Genomic DNA, 19533 nt, shown 5'->3' on the forward strand with positions numbered 1-19533 from the left:
GCAACAGCGCCCCTGTTCCGCACCGTCCCGGCCTGCTGCTTTATACGAATCCCCAATCCCGATTCCCGAATCCCGGCATCCCATGAAATTCTCAGAAAATTGGCTGCGTAGCCACGTTCCGATCCAGGCCAGCCGCGAGGAGTTGGCTGCGACGCTGACGGCGATCGGTCTGGAAGTGGAGGAGGTGACGCCGTTGGGCGAGGCGCTGGGCCAGGTGGTGGTGGCGCGGATCGTCGAGGCGGTGCGGCACCCGGAAGCCGACCGTCTGCAGGTCTGCAGCGTCGATGCCGGGCAGGGCGAGTTGCTGCAGATCGTGTGCGGCGCGCCCAATGCGCGTGCCGGCCTGGTGGCGCCGTTGGCGCTGGTCGGTGCGCAGATCGGCGAGCTGACCATCAAGGCGGCCAAGCTGCGCGGTGTGCCCTCCAACGGCATGTTGTGCTCGGCCAGGGAGCTGGGCCTGGACAGCGATGCCTCCGGCCTGTTCGAACTGCCGGACGATGCGCCGGTGGGTCAGGCGCTGGCCGAGTATCTTGGCCTGCCCGACGCCAGCATCGAGATCAAGCTCACTCCCAATCGCGCCGATTGCTTCAGCGTGCGTGGCATTGCCTTCGATGTGGCGGCGGCCTGCGCCAGCGAAGTGGTGGCCTTCGACGCGGCTGCCGTGGCGCCGCTGTCCACGCGGACATTGGCGGTGGAACTGGATGCCGGCAAGGAAGCGCCGCGCTATTGCGGCCGCGTGATCGAAGGCATCGATCCGGCGGCGACCACGCCGGTGTGGCTGGCCGAGCGCCTGCGCCGCAGCGGCGTGCGCCCGGTGTCGCTGCTGGTGGACATCACCCAGTACGTGATGCTGGAACTGGGCCAGCCGATGCACGCCTTCGACCTGGACACCTTGCAGGGGCCGATCGGCGTGCGCCGTTCGCGCGCCGGCGAGCAACTGGCGCTGCTGGACGGGCGGCAGGTGACGCTGGACGACAGCTTCCTGACCATCACCGATGCCGGCCGTCCGGTGGCGCTGGCCGGCTTGATGGGCGGGCTGGACACCCGGGTCACTGAGACCACCCGCAATGTGTTCCTGGAGTCGGCGTATTTCGACCCGGCGGCGATCATGGGGCGCGGCCGCAAGCTCGGCCTGCACACCGATGCCGGCCATCGCTTCGAGCGTGGTGTGGACCCGGCGCTGGCGCCGCAGGCCATCGAAGTGGCCACGCGCCTGGTGCTGGATCTGGCCGGTGGTACGCCGGGCCCGGTGGTGCATGCACAACTGCCGCAGCATCTGCCGCAGGCCGCGCCGATCCTGCTGCGTCGTGCGCGCATCGCACGCGTGCTCGGTATCCGGATCGACGATGCGGAGGTGGTTCGTATCCTGAGCGCGCTCGGCATGCAGCTGGAGGCCGTGGGCGAGGGCTGGCAGGTGCTGGCGCCGAGCCGCCGCTTCGATATCGCCATCGAGGAAGACCTGATCGAAGAGCTGGCGCGCATCCATGGCTACGACCGGGTGCCGACCACGCTGCCCGGCGGTGCCAGCCGGATCGCGATGCCGAGCGAGACACAACTGGACGAGCTCACCGTGCGCCGCCAGCTGGTGGCGCGCGAGCTGCAGGAGACCATCAATTACGCCTTCGTCGATGCCGACCTGCTGCAGCGGTGGCAGCTCAGCGAAGGATTGGTGCCGCTGGCCAACCCGCTCAGCGCGGAGCTGGCCGTCATGCGTCCGCGCCTGCTGCCGGGCCTGGTGGCGACCCTGGGCCGCAACGCCGCGCGTCAGGCCGGGCGCGTGCGCCTGTTCGAGCTGGGCAAGGTATTCGCTGCCGCGGCCGACGCGGGCGCCGCGCCGCGCGAAGCGCAGCATGTCGCCGCTGCAGTGTGCGGCGATGCGCTGGCGCTGCAATGGGGCGAACCGGCGCGCAAGGTGGACTTCCACGATGTGAAGGGCGACCTGCTGGCGCTGGCGGCGGCCAGTGGTGCGGTGCTTGAGTTCCGGCCGTCGGCGCAGCCGTTCGGGCACCCGGGCCGTTCGGCGGACATCTATCGCGACGGGGTATGCATCGGCTGGATCGGGCAGGTGCATCCGCGCCTGGCCAAGGCGATGGACATCGACGTGGATGTGATCGCGTTCGAACTGGAGCTTGCGCCGCTGGTGCAGCGCGCCTTGCCGCGTGCCGGTGAGCTGTCGCGGTTCCCCTCGGTGCGCCGCGACCTGGCCTTCCTGGTACCGGAAGAGGTGAGCTGGGCGTCGCTGTCGGCCAGCGTGCAGACCGCGGTCGGCCCGTTGCTGCGCGAGGTGCAGTTGTTCGACCGCTATGTCGGGCAGGGGGTCGAGCCAGGTTTCAAGAGTCTGGCTATGGGCTTGATTTTGCAGGATAACTCGCGCACTCTCACCGACCGGGACGTGGATGCGGTCGTTACCGACGTGGTGGCGGTGGTCGAGCGCGAGCACCGCGCCCGGATCCGGAGTTGAGGCGGTAACCAGGGGATTGGCATGGCATTGACGAAAGCGGAGATGGCCGAGCGTCTGTTCGACGAGGTCGGTCTGAACAAGCGCGAGGCAAAGGAATTTGTCGATGCGTTCTTCGATGTGCTGCGCGATGCGCTGGAGCAGGGTCGTCAGGTGAAGCTGTCGGGTTTCGGCAACTTCGATCTGCGGCGCAAGAACCAACGGCCCGGTCGCAATCCCAAGACCGGTGAGGAAATTCCGATCTCGGCCCGCACGGTGGTGACCTTCCGCCCGGGCCAGAAACTCAAGGAACGGGTGGAGGCTTATGCTGGATCCGGGCAGTAATCGCGAGCTACCGCCGATTCCGGCGAAGCGCTATTTCACCATTGGTGAAGTGAGCGAGCTATGTGACGTCAAGCCGCATGTGCTGCGCTACTGGGAAACGGAATTTCCGAGCCTGGAGCCGGTCAAGCGGCGCGGCAACCGGCGCTACTACCAGCGCCACGATGTGCTGATGGTGCGGCAGATCCGCGGCCTGCTCTACGAGCAAGGCTATACGATCGGCGGTGCGCGCCTGCGCCTGGAGGGCGACGGCGCCAAGAGCGAGTCGGCATTGAGCAACCAGATCATCAAGCAGGTGCGGATGGAGCTGGAAGAAGTGCTGCAACTGCTGCGGCGCTAGGAAAACGCTTCACAAAGCCGCTATAATCGCAGGCCGCCCTCGCCGGCGGGACGCAACATCTTCGGGGTATAGCGCAGCCTGGTAGCGCACTAGTCTGGGGGACTAGTGGTCGTCGGTTCGAATCCGGCTACCCCGACCAAATACGAAAGCCCATGTCGTCGCGACATGGGCTTTTTTGTTGCGTCGCAACATTGCATTTTTGTGTCTTCGCTCAGCCCGATGACTATGCAGATCGGCATATCGCAGTGCAGCATGAACAGCGCGCTAGCGGCTGGTTTTTGCGGTCCGGTTCGCTATGGACCTGGATCACGGAATGATGCTAAGTGCGCGGAAACGCTCCAAATCACCGATCCTGGAATCGAACGTGGATCACGGTTCGTTAACGCGGTTTCGACGAACTTGAATCAATAGGCCAACGCCGTCAAAAAAATGACGTGCTGCGCCTTGCGGTGCGATCTTTCTGTGCCATAGTGCAGTGCAACACGTCATACCTGTCGTGATCCCGATGTTCCGGGATGAATCCTCTGTCGTACGTTCGTGCTGGCATGTTTGGCCGGTTGAATGCTGCGCGAGCTCCTGTCCCACCCAACCGAGGCAGCCAGCCACACGCATGAAGAAACTGATCGGACGATTTTGCCAAGCCTTGAGCCTGGCGTTGATCTGCTCGATGACACTGGGCGCTTGCAGCACCGGGAAGGACATGGCGACGTCGTTGCCGCTGCCCGATCCGCTGGCAATGTCGGCGGTGCAGCCCGAGTATCGACTCTCTCCAGGCGACTTGTTGTTGGTCAAGGTCTTCCAGATCGACGATCTGGAGCGGCAGGTGCGTATCGATCAGAACGGTCACATCTCGCTGCCGCTGATCGGCGACGTCAATGCCGCCGGCATGGGCGTCGGCGAGCTGGAGAAGATGGTTGCCGACCGCTATCGCAACGGATATCTGCAAAACCCGCAGGTGTCGGTGTTCGTGCAGGAATCCAATGGCCGCCGCGTCACCGTGACCGGCGCCGTCACCGAACCCGGCATCTATCCCGTCATCGGCGCCAACCTGACCTTGCAGCAGGCCGTCGCGCAGGCCAAGGGCGTCAGCACCGTGGCAAGCCGCGGCAACGTCATCGTGTTCCGGATGGTCAACGGGCAGAAGATGATCGCGCGCTTCGACCTGACCGAGATCGAGAAGGGCACCAATCCGGACCCTGAGATCTACGGTGGCGACATCGTCGTGGTGTATCGCTCGGATGCGCGCGTCTGGTTGCGCACCATGCTGGAACTGACCCCTTTGGTGATGGTGTGGCGCGCTTACCGATGAGTATGAATTCCGACAATCGTTCCTCGCCGTCGCAGCGTCACGGACATCTTGAGCTGGCAGACGTGAGCTTGCTCGACTACTGGCGCGCGCTGGTGTCGCAGCGCTGGCTGATCATCCTGATCACCATCGGCGCGACGCTGCTGGCGCTGGTGATCACCTTCCTGATGCCGGAAAAGTATCGCGCCACCAGCACGCTGCAGATCGAGCGCGACTCGCTCAACGTGGTGAACGTCGACAACCTGATGCCGGTGGAGTCCCCGCAGGATCGCGACTTCTACCAGACCCAGTACCAGTTGCTGCAGAGCCGCTCGCTGGCGCGTGCGGTGATCCGCGAGGCCAAGCTCGACCAGGAGCCGGCGTTCAAGCAGCAGGTGGAAGATGCGGTGGAAAAGGCCGCGGCCAAGAACCCGGAAGCCGGCAAGTCGGTGGACTCGCGCCAGGCGATCATCGAGCGCAGCCTGACCGATACCTTGCTTGCGGGCCTGGTGGTCGAGCCGATCCTCAATTCGCGTCTGGTCTATGTCAATTACGAGTCGCCGGACCCGGTGCTGGCGGCCAAGATCGCCAACACGTATCCGAAGGTGTTCATCGTCAGCACGCAGGAGCGCCGCATGAAGGCGTCCTCGTTCGCGACCAAGTTCCTGGCCGAGCGTCTGGAACAACTGCGTTCCAAGGTCGAGGACTCGGAGAAGAACCTGGTGGCGTATTCGACCGAAGAGCAGATCGTCTCGGTGGGCGACGACAAGCCCTCGTTGCCGGCGCAGAACCTGACCGACCTCAACGCGATGCTGGCGTCGGCGCAGGATGCGCGCATCAAGGCCGAGGCCGCCTGGCGCCAGGCAGCAAGCGGCGACGCGATGTCGCTGCCGCAGGTGCTGAGCAGCCCGCTGATCCAGACGCTGCGCGGCGAGCAGGTGCGCCTGACCAGCGAGTACCAGCAGAAGCTATCGACCTTCAAGCCGGATTACCCGGAAATGCAGCGCCTGAAGGCGCAGATCGAAGAGTCGCGCCGGCAGATCAACGGCGAGATCGTCAACGTTCGTCAGTCGCTCAAGGCCACCTACGACGCGTCCGTGCATCAGGAGCAATTGCTCAACGAACGCATTGCCGGCCTGCGTAACAACGAACTCGATCTGCAGAGCCGCAGCATCCGCTACAACATGCTCAAGCGCGACGTCGACACCAACCGCCAGCTCTACGACGCGCTCCTGCAGCGTTACAAGGAGATCGGTGTCGCGAGCAATGTCGGCGCCAACAACGTGACCATCGTCGACACTGCAGATGTGCCTACGTCGAAGACTTCGCCGAAACTCAAATTGAACCTCGCTTTGGGCTTCATCTTTGGCGTATTCCTTGGCCTGGCCGTGGCGCTTGTGCGCTACTTCCTGCGGGGCAATGGGCCGGAGCCACGATTGAACTGACATCGTGGTGTTGCAAAACGGTGGTTAATTAAAGTGACAACCGATTCAGCGTGGAAAAGGTCGGATCCCGTATGTTTCGGGCTCCTTCGTTTGAAAGTTTGTCTCTGTTGAAACAAAGGGCTGTCGGGTGATCTGGGGTCGGTAGGTATTACCGCGGTGATCATGCGACGGAGATGATTGAAAACTCGCGTGCGATTCGTATGTTCCCCCGCATGCGCCGTATCGAGTTTGGAGGACATCCCCATGCTTTTGGCAGACTTGAGTAGCGCGACTTACACGACATCCTCGCCACGATTGTTGTCCAAGTATTCGGCCGCAGCCGACCTGGTGCTGCGCGTTTTCGACCTGACCATGGTGGTCGTCTCCGGCCTGGTCGCCTATCGCGTCGTGTTCGGCTCCTGGGTGCCGGCGGCACCGTACCGGGTCGCCATCGCCACCACGCTGTTGTATTCGGTGATCTGCTTCGCCCTGTTTCCGCTGTATCGCAGCTGGCGCGGTCGTGGATTGCTGAGCGAGCTGATGGTGCTGGGTGGCGCCTTTGGCGGCGTGTTCGCCCTGTTCGCGGTGCATGCGCTGATCGTGCAGGTGGGCGAGCAGGTCTCGCGCGGCTGGATCGGCCTATGGTTCGTCGGCGGCCTGGCATCGCTGGTAGCGGCACGTACCTTGCTGCGCGGTTTCCTGAACCATCTGCGCGCGCAGGGCGTGGACGTGCAGCGCGTGGTGGTGGTTGGTTTGCGCCACCCGGTGATGAAGATCAATCACTACCTGAGCCGCAACTCGTGGGTGGGGATGAACCTGGTCGGTTACTTCCGTACTCCCTACGACATCGCCGTGACCGAGCAGCGCCAATCGCTGCCGTGCCTGGGCGAACCGGATGCGCTGATCGATTACCTGAAGCAAAACCAGGTGGAACAGGTGTGGATTTCGCTGCCGCTGGGCGAGCGCGACCATATCAAGCAGCTGCTGCAGCGCCTGGATCGCTATCCGATCAACGTGAAGCTGGTGCCCGACCTGTTCGACTTCGGTCTGTTGAACCAGTCCGGCGAGCAGATCGGCAATACGCCGGTGATCAACCTGCGCCAGGGCGGCGTCGACCGCGATAATTACTTCGTGGTGGCCAAGGCGTTGCAGGACAAGATCCTGGCCGTGATCGCGCTGATGGGCCTATGGCCGCTGATGGCCGCCATTGCAGTCGGCGTCAAGCTCAGCTCGCCGGGCCCGGTGTTCTTCCGCCAGCGCCGCCATGGCCTGGGTGGCCGCGAGTTCTACATGTACAAGTTCCGCTCGATGCGCGTGCATGACGATCATGGCACCACCATCCAGCAGGCGACCAGGAACGATACGCGTATCACCCGTTTCGGCGCGTTCCTGCGTCGCAGCAGCCTGGACGAGCTGCCGCAGATCTTCAACGTACTGGGCGGCAGCATGTCGATCGTGGGTCCGCGTCCGCATGCGGCGCAGCACAACACGCACTACGAAAAGCTGATCAACCATTACATGCAGCGCCACTACGTCAAGCCGGGCATCACCGGCTGGGCGCAGGTGAACGGCTTCCGCGGCGAAACCCCGGAGCTGCGGACGATGAAAAAGCGCATCCAGTATGACCTCGACTACATCCGTCGTTGGTCGCTGTGGCTGGATATCCGCATCATCGTGCTGACTGCGGTGCGCGTGCTCGGACAGAAGACCGCGTACTGATGATGGCGGCAAGCGTGCGAGCTGGCGCGTCCGGCGCCGCGGGCGGCTGCGTTGCAGCCGCCCTTTCCAGGCAGGCGTCTGCATGCTGATCCGAATGAGCGAAGAGACCCGCGTTCGCTGGCACAACCTGCTCATCGAGCTGACCTTGCTGGTGGGCGTGGGTTACAACCTGGTGTTGGCACTGATCAATGCGAACGTGTTCACCGTCCGGCCGGTGATCACCTACGCGGTCGAGTTCATGGTCTATGCGGCGTGTTTCCTGCTCGGCCTTGGTTCCCTGAGCCGCAAGCGGCTCGCCCTGATCATCAGCGGCCTGGGGTTGATCGTTCTGCTGATGTTCGTGCGGTTTCTGGTGAATTGGCAGATCGACCCGAAGTTCTTCCGCGACGCCTTGGTGGTGTTTGCGTTCGTGGTGCTGGGCTCGGCGTATACAGGCTCGGTGCCCAAGTTGTTCATCCGCATGACCATCATCGTCTCGTTGGTGGCGGCCTTCGAATTGGCGATGCCGACTGCGTATGGCGACCTGGTCAACCCGAAAAGTTTCTTCGTCAACGCCCGCGGCATGAGCGCGGAAGGGTTCTGGAACGAAGACAGCAATCTGTTCGTCAGCGCCACGCGTCCGGGCGAGCGCAACTTCCTGCCTGGTTCCAATCTGCCGCGTGCTTCGTCGTGGTTCATCGAGCCGGTGACGATGGGCAACTACATCTGTTTCTTTACAGCCATCGTGCTGGTGTTCTGGCGCTGGATGCGTCCGGCTGCATTGATCCTGTCGGTGGGCTTGATCGGCTTCATGATCGTGGCCTCGGATGGACGACTCGCGGCGGGTACCTGCGTGCTGATGGTGTTGCTGACACCGCTATTGAAACGCCTGGATCAGCGCCTGGCGTTTCTGGTGTTTTTGCTGGTGATCATGAGCGCATGGTTGCTGGTGTGGGTCACCGGGATCACCGCTTACCAGGACACGACGATGGGCCGGGTATTCTTCACCGTGTATTCGATGAACAATCTTTCGTTCGAGTCCTGGATGGGTCTGGATTTCGCCCAGGCATACCGCTACTTCGACAGCGGCATCTCCTACTTCATTGCATCGCAGTCGATCGTCGGGGTGCTGGCGTTCCTGCTGTCGTATTCCTTCCTGCTGTTGATGCCGAGCAAGGAAGGCCAGTTGTTCAAGAACCTGGCCATCTTCGCCTTCGCGCTGAGCCTGCTGGTCTCCAACGGCTACTTCTCGATCAAGACTTCGGCGCTGTGGTGGTTCGTCTGCGGCTGTCTCTGGCACATGCGTCCGACCTGGTCGGCGGCGAGCTCGCCGGCGTCGGTCAACGACGATCGAGCCGATGACGATGCGCGGCTGGCCTTGCCGGCGGGAGCATCGAGATGAGCGCGCTCGCTACTCCCGCATCGACCGGCGTGCATGACGCTGGCGTGCGCATCGCCACTGGCGGGCGCGCCCGCGATCCGCGGATCGATGCCGCCAAGGCGATCGCGATCCTGCTGGTGGTGTTCTGCCATGCCAAGGGCGTGCCGTATGGCATGACCTTGTTCGCCTACAGCTTCCACGTGCCGTTGTTCTTCCTGGTGTCGGGATGGCTGGCGGCAGGCTATGCCTCACGCACCACCAGCCTGTCGCAGACGATGACCAAGCAGGCGCGCAGCCTGCTGCTGCCGTATGTCACCTTCTACCTGCTGGGCTATGCGTATTGGTTGCTGACCCGCAATATCGGGGAGAAGGCAGCGCGCTGGGGCAGTCATCCCTGGTGGGAGCCCATCGTGTCGCTGCTGACCGGCATCGGTCCCGACTTGTACGTGCAGCCGCCGCTGTGGTTCCTGCCGGTGATGCTGGTGACGGTGATCGGCTACGTATTGCTGCGTCGCGTGTTGCCGCCGCTGGCAATCGCTGCAGTGGCGCTGGTGGCGGCGTGGCTCTGGATGAACTGGTTCCCTGCGCAGGGGATCCGGCTTTTTTTCGGGCTGGATGTGCTACCGGTGTCGCTGTGTTTCTACGCGCTCGGCGCACTGTTGATCCATGTGTCGCCGCGCCTGCCCACGTCGTTGCCGGTCAGCGCGCTGGTGACCGTGGTGCTGGCGCTTGCGGTTGCCTGGCTGGCGCAGTTCAACGGACGTATCGACGTCAACATGCTGCAGTTCGGACGCAACCACGCGGTGTTCCTGCTCAGCGCCGTGCTGGGCTCGCTGATGGTGATCTGCGCCGCGCGGCTGGTACAGGGCTGGGCATGGATACAGTGGATCGGTCGCAACACGCTGCTGATCCTGTGCACGCACATGTTGGTGTTCTTCGTGCTGTCCGGCGTTGCGGCGCTTGCCGGCGGGTTCGGCTCGGCGCGCCCGGGACTAGCTTGGGCGATCTTCGTCACGCTGTTCGCCCTGGTTGCCTGCATCCCCATGCGCTGGATCCTGATGCGCTTTGCTCCGTGGGCACTGGGTGCACGCGCGGTGACGGCATGACCGGCGCGGTGGCATGAGAACGGCGTCGTATTCGCCCGCGGCGGAGTCGGCCAGGACGCTGGCCCGGCCTGCGGCTGCAGCCACGCGCGATTGGCAGATCGATGCCGCAAAGGCGCTTGCGATCGTGTTGGTCGTGCTCGGTCATGCGAGCGGGATGCCGCCGGTCTACAAGTTGTTTGCCTACAGTTTCCATGTGCCGCTGTTCTTCGTACTGTCCGGCTGGGTGGGCGAGCGTTTCGGGCAACGCGCATTGAACGTGGCGACGGTCAAGAAGCTGGCGCGGACGCTGCTGATCCCGTACCTGGGATTTTTCCTGGTCGCTTACGGCGTGTGGCTGTTGATGGCCGTGCTCAACCATGCATTTCAGCAACCGGGTGCACGCCCGTGGTGGCACCCCTTCACCGGTGTGGTGTGGGCCAACGGAACACGTTTGTATGTGCTCCCGGCATTGTGGTTTCTGCCTGCCTTGTTTGTCACAACGCTGAGCTATATTGCACTGCGCGCACGGTTGAGCGCCACTGTGGTGGCCGCGCTCGGCCTGCCGCTCGCGCTGGCCTGGGCGAGCTGGTTTCCGTCGCTGCAACTGCGCCTGCCGCTTGCGCTGGACGTGTTGCCGGTTGCGCTGTTCTTCGTTGCCGTCGGCGGTGCGCTGTCGCGCATCGCCGATGCGCTGCGCTCGGCGCTGGCGTGGGCACTGGCCTTGCCGGTCCTGGCGGCTACATGGGGAACGCTGGCCGCATGGAACGGCCAGGTGGATGTCAACAACCTGCAGTTCGGGCATTGGCCGGCGCTGTTCCTGCTGGTCAGCCTGCTTGGCACGGCGATGACCTTGTGCGTGGCCTATTTCCTTCGCAACTGGCACTGGGTGCAGTGGATCGGCACCAATACCTTGCTGATTCTCTGCACGCACACGCTGGTGTTCCTGGTGGTGACCAGCGTGGTTGCGCGGACCGGATTGGTGGATCGTGGACTCATCGGTACGCCGATCTGGGCGATGGGGCTGAGCGCGCTCGCGATCGCCTGCGCCGTGCCGATGTGTGCGGTCCTGGTGCGTCTGGCGCCATGGATGTTGGGGTTGAAGGGCCAATGACGAGTTGCAGAATCATCAGCCGTCGCAGCACTTGCGTGCATGTTGCCGGCACAGGAGATTGGCGTAAATGAAAGTGGTGCATGTCGTCCGCCAATTCCACCCGTCGATCGGGGGTATGGAGGAAGTCGTTCTCAATGTGGCCCGCCAGCATCAGGCCATCAGCGCCGATACGGTGGAGGTGGTCACGCTCGATCGCGTGTTCACCGACCCGGGCGCACGGCTGGCGCCGCAGGAAACCTACCAGGGCCTGCCGATCCGGCGGATCGGCTATCGCGGTTCGTCGCGTTATCCGCTGGCGCCGTCGGTGCTGGGTGCGATCCGCTCCGCGGACCTGGTGCATCTGCATGGCATCGATTTTTTCTACGACTACCTGGCACTGACCAAGCCGATGCATCGCAAGCCGATGGTGGTGTCCACGCATGGTGGCTTCTTCCACACCGCTTACGCCTCGCGCATGAAGCAGCTGTGGTTCCAGACCCTGACGCGTACCTCGGCTCTGGCATATTCGCGAGTGATTGCAACCAGCGAGAACGACGGCGAGCTGTTCGCCAAGGTGGTCTCGCCGGCGCGCTTGCGCGTGATCGAAAACGGCGTGGATGTGGAGAAATATGCGGGGCAGGGCGCAGCGACCCCGGGCCGGACGATGCTGTATTTCGGCCGCTGGTCGGTCAACAAGGGTCTTATCGAAACCCTGGAGTTGCTGCAGGCGGCGCTCAAGCGCGACCCGCAGTGGCGTCTGATCGTCGCCGGCCGCGAGTACGATCTGAACGAGGCCGATTTGCGCAAGGCCATTGCCGAGCGCGGATTGCAGGACAAGGTGCAGCTGAGCATGTCGCCGTCGCAGGAACAACTGTGCGCCCTGATGCAGCAGGCGCAGTTCTTCGTCTGCCTGTCGCGTCACGAAGGCTTCGGTATCGCCGCGGTGGAGGCGATGAGCGCAGGATTGATCCCCATCCTCAGCGACATCCCGCCGTTCGTGCGGCTTGCCACCGAGTCGGGGCAGGGCGTGATCGTCAACCGCGACCGTATCGAGGCGGCAGCCGACCAGGTACAGGCGCTGGCGCTGACGGCAGATACGGACTTTGCCAGCCGTCGCGCGGCCACCATGGCCTACGTGGGCCGGTACGACTGGAAACACGTGGTCGGGCGCTATGTCGACGAGTACCACATGGCGTTGGGCACGCCGCGCCCGCAGGAGACGCGGCGATGAGCGCTCCGGCAGCCACCGCGGCGGCGAAGCCGCGGCTTACGGTGCTGTTCTCGACCGAGCAGCCCAACGCCAACACCAATCCCTATCTGACCCAGCTGTATGACGCGCTGCCCGACGCGGTGCAGCTGCGCTTCTTCTCGATGCGCGATGCCTTGCTGTCGCGCTACGACGTGCTGCACCTGCATTGGCCGGAGTACCTGCTGCGTCATCCCAGCGCCGCGGGGACGCTGGCCAAGCAGATCTGTGCGGCCCTGTTGCTGCTCAAGCTGCAGGTGACCGGCACGCCGGTCGTGCGGACCTTGCATAACCTGGCACCACATGAGGATCGCGGTTGGCGCGAGCGCAGTCTGTTGCGCTGGATCGACCGTCTCACACGTCGCTGGATCCGCATCAATGCGACCACGCCGCCGCGTCCGCCGTTTACCGACACCATCCTGCATGGACATTACCGCGACTGGTTCGCGCCCATGCCCCAGGGCAGCACCGTTCCCGGGCGGCTGCTGCACTTCGGCCTGATCCGCCCGTACAAGGGCGTGGAAACGTTGCTGGAAGTGATGCGGCAGGTGGCCGATCCGCGCCTGAATCTGCGTATCGTCGGCAACCCGGCCACCCCGCAGATGCGGAGCCTGGTGGAAGACGCGTGCGCGCAGGATCCGCGCATCACCGCGTTGCTGGCCTACGTCGAAGAGCCGGTGCTGGCGCGCGAGGTCAGTGAAGCCGAACTGGTGGTACTGCCGTACCGGCAGATGCACAACTCCGGCACCTTGTTGCTGGCGTTGTCGCTGGCGCGGCCGGTGCTGGCGCCGTGGAGCGAATCCAATGCGGCGATCGCCGAAGAAGTGGGGCCGGGCTGGGTGTTCCTCTACGAGGGCGACTTCGACGCGGCGTTGCTGACCGGCATGCTGGACAAGGTGCGCGCGGCACCGCGCGGACCCGCTCCGGATCTGTCGCAGCGCGACTGGCCGCGTATCGGCCAACTGCATTACCGCACCTATCTGGAAGCGCTGGGCAAGGATGGAGACGCCGCGCTGTGACCGCCCAAACGCCTACACCGCCGACTCCCGCGCCGCCGCAGCGCAGTCTCGGTTCGCGTGCCGCCGGCGGCGCTGCAGTGACCATGCTGGGCCAGTCGGCCAAGATGGTGGTGCAGTTCGGCGGCATCATCCTGCTGGCGCGATTGCTGACGCCTTACGATTACGGCCTGATGGCGATGGTCACCGCCATCGTCGGCGCCGCGGAGATCCTGCGCGATTTCGGCCTGTCGGCCGCTGCGGTGCAGGCCAAGCACGTCAGCCGCGAGCAGCGCGACAACCTGTTCTGGATCAATAGTGGCATCGGTCTGGCGCTGTCGGTGCTGGTGTTCGCATCGGCGCATCTGATCGCCAACTTCTACAACGAGCCGGCGCTGGTCACCATCTCCCAGGCGCTGGCAGTGACCTTTCTGATCAATGGCATGACCACGCAGTACCGCGCGCACCTGAGTCGCGGGCTGCGCTTCGGGCAGGTGGCGTTGAGCGATGTCGGCTCGCAGGTGCTGGGCCTGGGCGCGGCGGTGGTTGCCGCCTTGCTGGGGTGGGGTTACTGGGCGCTGGTGGTGCAGCAGGTGGTGCAGGCGGCGGTCAACCTGGTGATCGCTGCCAGTTGCGCGCGCTGGCTGCCGGGCGGCTATCAACGCGCCGTGCCGATGCGCGACTTTATGAGCTTCGGCTGGAATCTGATGGCGGCGCAATTGCTGGGATATGCCAGCCGCAACGTGGGACAGGTGATCATCGGCTGGCGTACCGGACCGGATGCGCTGGGTCTGTACAACCGCGCATTCCAGCTGTTGATGATGCCGTTGAACCAGATCAACGCGCCGGCCACCAGTGTGGCGTTGCCGGTGCTGTCGCAGCTGCAGGACGATCGCGAGCGATTCAGCGCTTTCCTGCTGCGTGGGCAGACGGTGATGGTGCATCTGATCGTGGCGCTGTTCTCCTTCGCCTGTGCGCTGGCGATGCCGCTGATCGTGCTGGTGCTGGGCGAGCAATGGCGCGAAGCGGTGCCTCTGTTTCAGGTGCTCACTCTGGGCGGCATCTTCCAGACCGCGTCTTACGCCACCTACTGGGTGTTCCTGGCCAGGGGATTGATGCGCCAGCAACTGGTGTACTCGCTGGTGAGCCGCCTTGTGTTGATCGCCTGCATCTTCGTCGGTTCGCGCTGGGGTGCGATGGGTGTGGCGATCGGTTATTCGTTCGGCCTGCTGGTGACCTGGCCGCTGTCGTTGATCTGGGTCGGCAGGATCTCCGACACGCCGGTGGGCGCGCTATTCGTCAATGCAGTGCGCGCGATGACGGCCTATGGACTCGCCGGTGCCTGCGCGTACTACGCATCGATCGCCGTCGGCGGCCCGTTGTGGCAACAGTTGGGCGTTGGCGCTGCGGTGATGGCTGCGGCCTGCCTGCTGATGCTGGGCATCTGGCCGGCGTTCCGCCGCGACGTGATTTCCATCATCAATATCCGCAAGTTGCTGACCCAGGCCAAGGCGCGCCGATGAGATCGACATCGTCTTCGCCTGTCGTCGGGCATGCTTTCTCCCACTCATTCATAGGACACGGCCCATGAGCGATACACCTGCCGCCGCTGCTTCCGGTATTCGCCGGCCTTGCTATCTGGTCTTGTCCGCACACGATTACCGCACGCCGCGCCGCGCCAACATCCACTTCATCACCGACCAGCTCGCGCAGCGTGGCACCACGCGGTTTTTCTCGCTGCGTTACAGCCGCCTGTCGCGGATGAAGGGCGATATGCGCTTGCCGCTGGATGAAACCGCCAACACCGTGGTGTCGCACAAAGGTGTCGATTGCTATCTGTGGCGCACCACGGTGCACCCTTTCAACACGCGCAGGAGCTGGCTGCAGTCGGTGGAGGATGCGATGTTCCGCTGGTATGCAGCGCATCCGCCGCGCCAATTGCTCGACTGGATGCGCGACGCCGACGTGATCGTGTTCGAAAGCGGTATCGCGGTGGCGTTCATCGAGCTGGCCAAGCGCACCAACCCTGCGGCAAAGCTGGTGTATCGCGCCTCCGACGGCCTGAGCACGATCAACGTGGCGTCCTATATCGAACGCGAGTTCGATCGGGTGGCGCCCTCGCTGGATGTGATTGCGCTGGTGTCGCCGGCCATGGCGGAGGAGATCGCCAGCCGCGACAACGTCTACCACGTAGGCCATGGCGTGGATCACAACCTGGATCAACTGGGAGACCCATCGCCGTATGGCGAGGGTATCCATGCAGTGGCGGTGGGATCGATGTTGTTCGATCCGGAGTTCTTCGTGGTGGCCAGCAAGGCGTTTCCGCAGGTCACCTTCCATGTCATCGGCTCCGGCATGGGCCGGCACCCGGGCTATGGCGACAACGTCGTGGTCTATGGTGAAATGAAGCACGCCGAGACCATCGGCTACATCAAGCACGCGTGTTTCGGTATTGCGCCGTATGCATCGGAACAGGTGCCGGTCTACCTGGCCGACAGTTCGATGAAGTTGCTGCAGTACGATTTCTTCGGTTTGCCGGCGGTGTGCCCCAACGCCGTGGTCGGGCCGTACCAATCCCGCTTTGGATACACCCCCGGCAATGCGGAGTCGATCGTTGCCGCGATCGGCCTGGCGATGGATGCGCCGCATGTGCGTTACCGCCAGTGCCTGAACTGGTCGGACACCACCGACCGCGTGCTCGACCCGGCCGCGTACCCGGAAACCCGTTTGTATCCGCAGCACACCGGCGCCGCCGCGCGTGCTTCCTCGGAGGCGGCGCTTTCGCATTGAGCGATGCGGCGCACCTCGCACGTTTGTACACAGGAGACCCTTGGTAATGGCCAACGCTTTGCTGCAGAAGTGGATAGAGCACGCAGAACGTCGCGCATTGTTCTGGTGGCAGCCGAAAAACGCTGGCGTCAACATGGGCGATCATCTCTCCAAGGTGATCGTGTCCTGTGTGCTGTCGTTGCAGGACAAGACGCTGATCGAAAAACGCGATCTCAGCAAGAAGCTCATCGCGATCGGGTCGGTGCTGCATTTCGCCAAGGACGGCGACACCGTCTGGGGTAGCGGCATCAACGGCAAGATTCCCGCAGAGCGCAATAGCTTCAGCACGCTGGACGTGCGCGCGGTGCGCGGGCCCAAGACCCGGCAATTCCTGCTGGATCGCGGCATCGCGGTGCCGGAGGTCTATGGCGACCCGGGGCTGCTGACCCCGATGTTCTTCCCGGCCGACGCATTGGGCCCGGTGGAGAAGCGGCCATTTGCGATCGTTCCGCATTTCAACGAGCCGGTCGAAAAATACAGCGCCTACGCCGATCACCTGGTGTTTCCCAACGTCAAGCCGGCGACCTTCATGAGCCGCCTGCTGGGTGCCGAGCTGGTGGTCAGCAGTTCGTTGCATGGCCTGATCCTGGCCGAGGCCTACGGCATCCCGGCGGTGTATCTGGACTGGGGCAATGGCGAGGATCGCTTCAAGTACGACGACTACTACTACGGTACCGGGCGCACCCAGTGGCATTCGGGCAATACCGTGGAAGAGTGCCTGGCGCTGGGTGGCAATGGCAGCTTCGACCTGGAAGCGCTGCAAGCCGGCTTGCTGGCGGCCTTCCCTTACGACCTTTGGTGATTCGATGATGCAGGGCCAGCGCATGGATGTGGACACAACTGCCGCCGCGGTGGAGGCGCCGCCGGGCGTGGTGATTGCGCTGGGTGGCTTTCCAGTGCTGTCCACCACCCAGGAAGCCTTCGCGCTGGACCTGTTCCATGCATTGGCGGCGCAGCAGCCGCGCCGGGTGTTCTTCGCCAACACCAATTTCGTCGTGCAATGCCAGGCGTTGCGGATGCGCATGCGCGAACCCAGCGTGCGCATCGTCAACGATGGAATCGGAATGGATCTGGCGGCACGGCTGATTCATGGCCGCCGCTTTGCCGGCAACCTCAACGGTACCGACCTGATTCCCTACCTGTGCCAACAAAGCGCACAGCCATTGAAGTTCTTCCTGTTGGGCGGGCGTCCCGGCGTCGGCGCAACGGCAGCGGCAACCTTGACCGGAACCTTGGAACAGCAGGTGGTCGGCATGTGCGACGGCTATGGCGAGTTTGCCGCCGCCGGCGAAGGCCTGGCCGAGCGCATCAATCGATCCGGCGCCGATGTGCTGCTGGTGGCGTTCGGCAACCCCTTGCAGGAGCGCTGGATTCTCGACCACAGCCACGCGCTGCGCGTCCCGTTGGTGTTCGGCGTCGGTGCGCTGCTCGACTTCCTGTCCGGCACTGCCCGGCGCGCGCCGGAGTGGGTGCGCCGCCTGCACATGGAGTGGCTGTACCGCCTGCTCAACGAGCCGCGTCGCCTGCTCAAGCGCTATAGCTGGGACCTGCTGGTGTTCTTCCGCAGCTGTCTGCGTGCGGGCAAGCAGTTGCCTTGATGCACGGCGCCGGCTGCTGGCCTAGCATGCGGGCATGCATCCGATTGCCGCTGCCCTGATCCGCTCGCTCGCGCTTGCCCCGCACCCGGAAGGCGGGCACTTCCGCCGCATCTACGCCTCTGCCCGTCAGGTGATCGACGACGGACGCGCCCGCCCGGCGCTGACGGCCATCCGTTTTCTGCTGGCTGCGGGCGAATGCAGTGCCTGGCATCGCGTCGATGCCGAGGAAACCTGGCAGTGGCAGCAGGGCGACGCGTTGGAGCTGCTGGTCTATGACGAAGCCAGCGGACAACTGCAGCGGCTGATCCTGGACGCGGCCGAACGCGGCGAGCCGATGCAGGTGGTTCCCGCAGGGCAGTGGCAGGCGGCGCGCTCGCTGGGCGATTTCACCCTGGTGGGCTGCACGGTCTCGCCGGGCTTCATCTGGGAAGGGTTTGCATTGCTCGACGCCACCTCGCCGTTGGCAGCACATCTGGCAACGCTGGCCCCGCGCTGACGGCATGCCTTGCCGGCGCAGCCCAACGCTTCCCTAACGCGGCCGGTGCGGGCTTCACGTAATGTCCGCCCCACACAGGGGGCGATGCGCGATGCGACACAGGGCAGCGGGATGGGGAGCGGGTTTGATGCTGGTGTCGCTGCTGGCGGCCGCCAGCGAAACGACACCGCCGAAGACGGCGCCGGCACCACCGCCGGTGGTGGACCTGGAAGCGATGGTGGTCCGCGGCGTGCAGCCCGGGCCTGGCCTGTGGAAGGTCAGCAAGGGCGACCATGTGTTGTGGATCCTGGGCACGCAGTCGCCGTTGCCCAAGCGCCTGCAATGGCAATCCAGTGAGGTGGAAACCATCATCGGCCAGTCCCAGCAGGTGCTGATGGCGCCGACCGTGCAGCTCGATGCGGACATCGGGTTCTTCGGCAAACTCACCTTGCTGCCGTCGGCGATGAAGGCGATGAAGAACGCCGATGGCCGCGAACTGCAGCAGGTGCTGCCGCCCGATCTGTACGCGCGCTGGAGCGTGGCCAAGGCCCGCTACATCGGCAACGATCGCGGCGTGGAGCGCAAGCGCCCGATGCTGGCCGCTGGCCAGTTGTACCAGGCGGCGCTGAAACGGTCGGGGCTGGCACGCTCGCCGGTGATCTGGTCGGTGGTGGAGCGCGCCGCCAAGCGCGCGGGCATCAAGCCGACACCGACGGCGCTGGACTACAAGATCACCGACCCGCGGCAGGCGCTCAAGGAATTTCGCGCCGGCGGCATGGACGATACGGCCTGCTTTCGCAGCATCCTGGTGACCGTGGAGCGCGACCTGCCCACCATGGTCGAACGCGCCAATGCCTGGTCGGTGGGCGACATCGAAGCGTTGCGCCAGTTGCCGCGCGAAGACCCGCAGGCGGCGTGCATGCGCGCGATGGCCAGTTCCGATGCAGTCAGGAAGCGTGGTATCGACGATCTGGAGCGGCGCATGCGCGAGCATTGGCTCGGCATCGCCAGTGCCGCCTTGCAGCGCAATCGCAGCACCTTCTCGGTGTTGCCGATCAGCCGCTTGACCGCGCCCGACGGCTATGTGGCCCGCCTGCAGGCCCTCGGCTATCAGGTAGAGGCGCCGTGATCGCCTGACGCGAGGAGCGGCGCGCGTCCCGGGCAACCTGCACGTGCCAGTGCTTGCCGCAGTTCGCCTGCGATGTCGGTCGCGCAACGCCTTCTGGCGTTCGGCGCGGTGCTTGCCGCGCCCGGTTGCCGGAGCTGTGTCGCGCGCCGGCCGGATGGCACTGCGGTCGCGCAGGGCGA

17 protein-coding genes and 1 tRNA gene are annotated in these 19533 nt (G+C 64.4%); all 18 read left to right on the forward strand.

The window, feature by feature from the left end; genetic code table 11:
* The first annotated feature begins 82 nt into the window (after positions 1-82).
* The 18 genes from pheT to XcodCFBP4690_RS17495 all read left to right on the forward strand — a co-directional run bounded on the left by pheT (position 83) and on the right by XcodCFBP4690_RS17495 (position 19354).
* Entirely contained in the window at positions 83-2461 is a 2379-nt protein-coding gene (pheT, locus tag XcodCFBP4690_RS17410) for a phenylalanine--tRNA ligase subunit beta (protein WP_104542884.1), read from the forward strand.
* A 21-nt stretch (positions 2462-2482) separates the two neighbouring features.
* Entirely contained in the window at positions 2483-2782 is a 300-nt protein-coding gene (locus tag XcodCFBP4690_RS17415) for an integration host factor subunit alpha (protein ID WP_002811076.1), read from the forward strand.
* On the forward strand, positions 2763-3119 hold the full coding sequence (locus XcodCFBP4690_RS17420) for a MerR family transcriptional regulator (RefSeq protein WP_005995911.1): 357 nt from the start codon (positions 2763-2765) through the stop codon (positions 3117-3119). Before XcodCFBP4690_RS17415 ends, XcodCFBP4690_RS17420 begins: the two co-directional genes overlap by 20 nt.
* Positions 3120-3181: 62 nt before the next feature.
* Positions 3182-3258 (forward strand) — tRNA-Pro (locus XcodCFBP4690_RS17425).
* A gap of 471 nt (positions 3259-3729) precedes the next feature.
* The gene (locus XcodCFBP4690_RS17430; RefSeq protein ID WP_167394692.1) at positions 3730-4428 is read left to right on the forward strand and encodes a polysaccharide biosynthesis/export family protein; all 699 of its coding nucleotides are present in this window, start codon (positions 3730-3732) and stop codon (positions 4426-4428) included.
* A complete protein-coding gene (locus XcodCFBP4690_RS17435; RefSeq protein ID WP_146091945.1) occupies positions 4410-5849 on the forward strand; it encodes a GumC family protein in 1440 nt (479 codons plus the stop codon). Before XcodCFBP4690_RS17430 ends, XcodCFBP4690_RS17435 begins: the two co-directional genes overlap by 19 nt.
* Positions 5850-6092: 243 nt before the next feature.
* Complete coding sequence (locus XcodCFBP4690_RS17440) at positions 6093-7547, forward strand: undecaprenyl-phosphate glucose phosphotransferase (RefSeq protein ID WP_104542886.1); 1455 nt, start codon at positions 6093-6095, stop codon at positions 7545-7547.
* A 94-nt stretch (positions 7548-7641) separates the two neighbouring features.
* Positions 7642-8928, forward strand: coding sequence for a polysaccharide biosynthesis protein GumE (locus XcodCFBP4690_RS17445; protein ID WP_167394689.1), 1287 nt, complete (start codon positions 7642-7644; stop codon positions 8926-8928).
* Positions 8925-10013, forward strand: a complete 1089-nt coding sequence (locus XcodCFBP4690_RS17450; protein WP_104542890.1) for an acyltransferase family protein — start codon at positions 8925-8927, stop codon at positions 10011-10013. Before XcodCFBP4690_RS17445 ends, XcodCFBP4690_RS17450 begins: the two co-directional genes overlap by 4 nt.
* A 13-nt stretch (positions 10014-10026) precedes the next feature.
* Entirely contained in the window at positions 10027-11103 is a 1077-nt protein-coding gene (locus XcodCFBP4690_RS17455) for an acyltransferase family protein (protein ID WP_104542892.1), read from the forward strand.
* A gap of 67 nt (positions 11104-11170) precedes the next feature.
* A complete protein-coding gene (locus XcodCFBP4690_RS17460) occupies positions 11171-12313 on the forward strand; it encodes a glycosyltransferase family 4 protein (protein ID WP_104542894.1) in 1143 nt (380 codons plus the stop codon).
* Positions 12310-13347: a glycosyltransferase gene (locus tag XcodCFBP4690_RS17465; RefSeq protein ID WP_104542896.1), complete on the forward strand. Its 1038-nt coding sequence runs from the start codon at positions 12310-12312 to the stop codon at positions 13345-13347. Before XcodCFBP4690_RS17460 ends, XcodCFBP4690_RS17465 begins: the two co-directional genes overlap by 4 nt.
* A complete protein-coding gene (locus XcodCFBP4690_RS17470) occupies positions 13344-14846 on the forward strand; it encodes a lipopolysaccharide biosynthesis protein (protein WP_104542898.1) in 1503 nt (500 codons plus the stop codon). The genes XcodCFBP4690_RS17465 and XcodCFBP4690_RS17470 overlap by 4 nt, the downstream gene beginning before the upstream one ends.
* Positions 14847-14910: 64 nt before the next feature.
* Positions 14911-16113 (forward strand): GumK N-terminal domain-containing glycosyltransferase, encoded by a 1203-nt coding sequence (locus XcodCFBP4690_RS17475; protein WP_104542900.1) that lies wholly within the window; start codon positions 14911-14913, stop codon positions 16111-16113.
* Between the two features lie 46 nt (positions 16114-16159).
* A complete protein-coding gene (locus XcodCFBP4690_RS17480) occupies positions 16160-16954 on the forward strand; it encodes a polysaccharide pyruvyl transferase family protein (RefSeq protein WP_104542902.1) in 795 nt (264 codons plus the stop codon).
* 4 nt (positions 16955-16958) lie between these two features.
* Positions 16959-17750, forward strand: coding sequence for a WecB/TagA/CpsF family glycosyltransferase (locus XcodCFBP4690_RS17485; protein ID WP_104542904.1), 792 nt, complete (start codon positions 16959-16961; stop codon positions 17748-17750).
* Positions 17751-17784: 34 nt separating this feature from the next.
* Positions 17785-18246 (forward strand): cupin domain-containing protein, encoded by a 462-nt coding sequence (locus XcodCFBP4690_RS17490; protein WP_104542906.1) that lies wholly within the window; start codon positions 17785-17787, stop codon positions 18244-18246.
* A 91-nt stretch (positions 18247-18337) separates the two neighbouring features.
* Positions 18338-19354 carry a TraB/GumN family protein gene (locus XcodCFBP4690_RS17495; RefSeq protein ID WP_104542908.1) on the forward strand — a complete coding sequence of 339 codons (1017 nt, stop codon included), beginning with the start codon at positions 18338-18340 and terminating at the stop codon, positions 19352-19354.
* The last annotated feature ends 179 nt before the right edge of the window (positions 19355-19533 follow it).

The organism is Xanthomonas codiaei (assembly GCF_002939785.1).
Lineage (GTDB): Bacteria > Pseudomonadota > Gammaproteobacteria > Xanthomonadales > Xanthomonadaceae > Xanthomonas > Xanthomonas codiaei.

What these genes read in the sequence shown, in the direction of transcription:
- pheT (WP_104542884.1), top strand. Translation starts at nt 83, where the DNA reads ATGAAATTCTCAGAAAATTGGCTGCGTAGCCACGTTCCGATCCAGGCC.
- XcodCFBP4690_RS17415 (WP_002811076.1), top strand. Translation starts at nt 2,483, where the DNA reads ATGGCATTGACGAAAGCGGAGATGGCCGAGCGTCTGTTCGACGAGGTC.
- XcodCFBP4690_RS17420 (WP_005995911.1), top strand. Translation starts at nt 2,763, where the DNA reads ATGCTGGATCCGGGCAGTAATCGCGAGCTACCGCCGATTCCGGCGAAG.
- XcodCFBP4690_RS17430 (WP_167394692.1), top strand. Translation starts at nt 3,730, where the DNA reads ATGAAGAAACTGATCGGACGATTTTGCCAAGCCTTGAGCCTGGCGTTG.
- XcodCFBP4690_RS17440 (WP_104542886.1), top strand. Translation starts at nt 6,093, where the DNA reads ATGCTTTTGGCAGACTTGAGTAGCGCGACTTACACGACATCCTCGCCA.
- XcodCFBP4690_RS17445 (WP_167394689.1), top strand. Translation starts at nt 7,642, where the DNA reads ATGAGCGAAGAGACCCGCGTTCGCTGGCACAACCTGCTCATCGAGCTG.
- XcodCFBP4690_RS17450 (WP_104542890.1), top strand. Translation starts at nt 8,925, where the DNA reads ATGAGCGCGCTCGCTACTCCCGCATCGACCGGCGTGCATGACGCTGGC.
- XcodCFBP4690_RS17455 (WP_104542892.1), top strand. Translation starts at nt 10,027, where the DNA reads ATGAGAACGGCGTCGTATTCGCCCGCGGCGGAGTCGGCCAGGACGCTG.
- XcodCFBP4690_RS17460 (WP_104542894.1), top strand. Translation starts at nt 11,171, where the DNA reads ATGAAAGTGGTGCATGTCGTCCGCCAATTCCACCCGTCGATCGGGGGT.
- XcodCFBP4690_RS17465 (WP_104542896.1), top strand. Translation starts at nt 12,310, where the DNA reads ATGAGCGCTCCGGCAGCCACCGCGGCGGCGAAGCCGCGGCTTACGGTG.
- XcodCFBP4690_RS17475 (WP_104542900.1), top strand. Translation starts at nt 14,911, where the DNA reads ATGAGCGATACACCTGCCGCCGCTGCTTCCGGTATTCGCCGGCCTTGC.
- XcodCFBP4690_RS17480 (WP_104542902.1), top strand. Translation starts at nt 16,160, where the DNA reads ATGGCCAACGCTTTGCTGCAGAAGTGGATAGAGCACGCAGAACGTCGC.
- XcodCFBP4690_RS17485 (WP_104542904.1), top strand. Translation starts at nt 16,959, where the DNA reads ATGATGCAGGGCCAGCGCATGGATGTGGACACAACTGCCGCCGCGGTG.
- XcodCFBP4690_RS17490 (WP_104542906.1), top strand. Translation starts at nt 17,785, where the DNA reads ATGCATCCGATTGCCGCTGCCCTGATCCGCTCGCTCGCGCTTGCCCCG.
- XcodCFBP4690_RS17495 (WP_104542908.1), top strand. Translation starts at nt 18,338, where the DNA reads ATGCGACACAGGGCAGCGGGATGGGGAGCGGGTTTGATGCTGGTGTCG.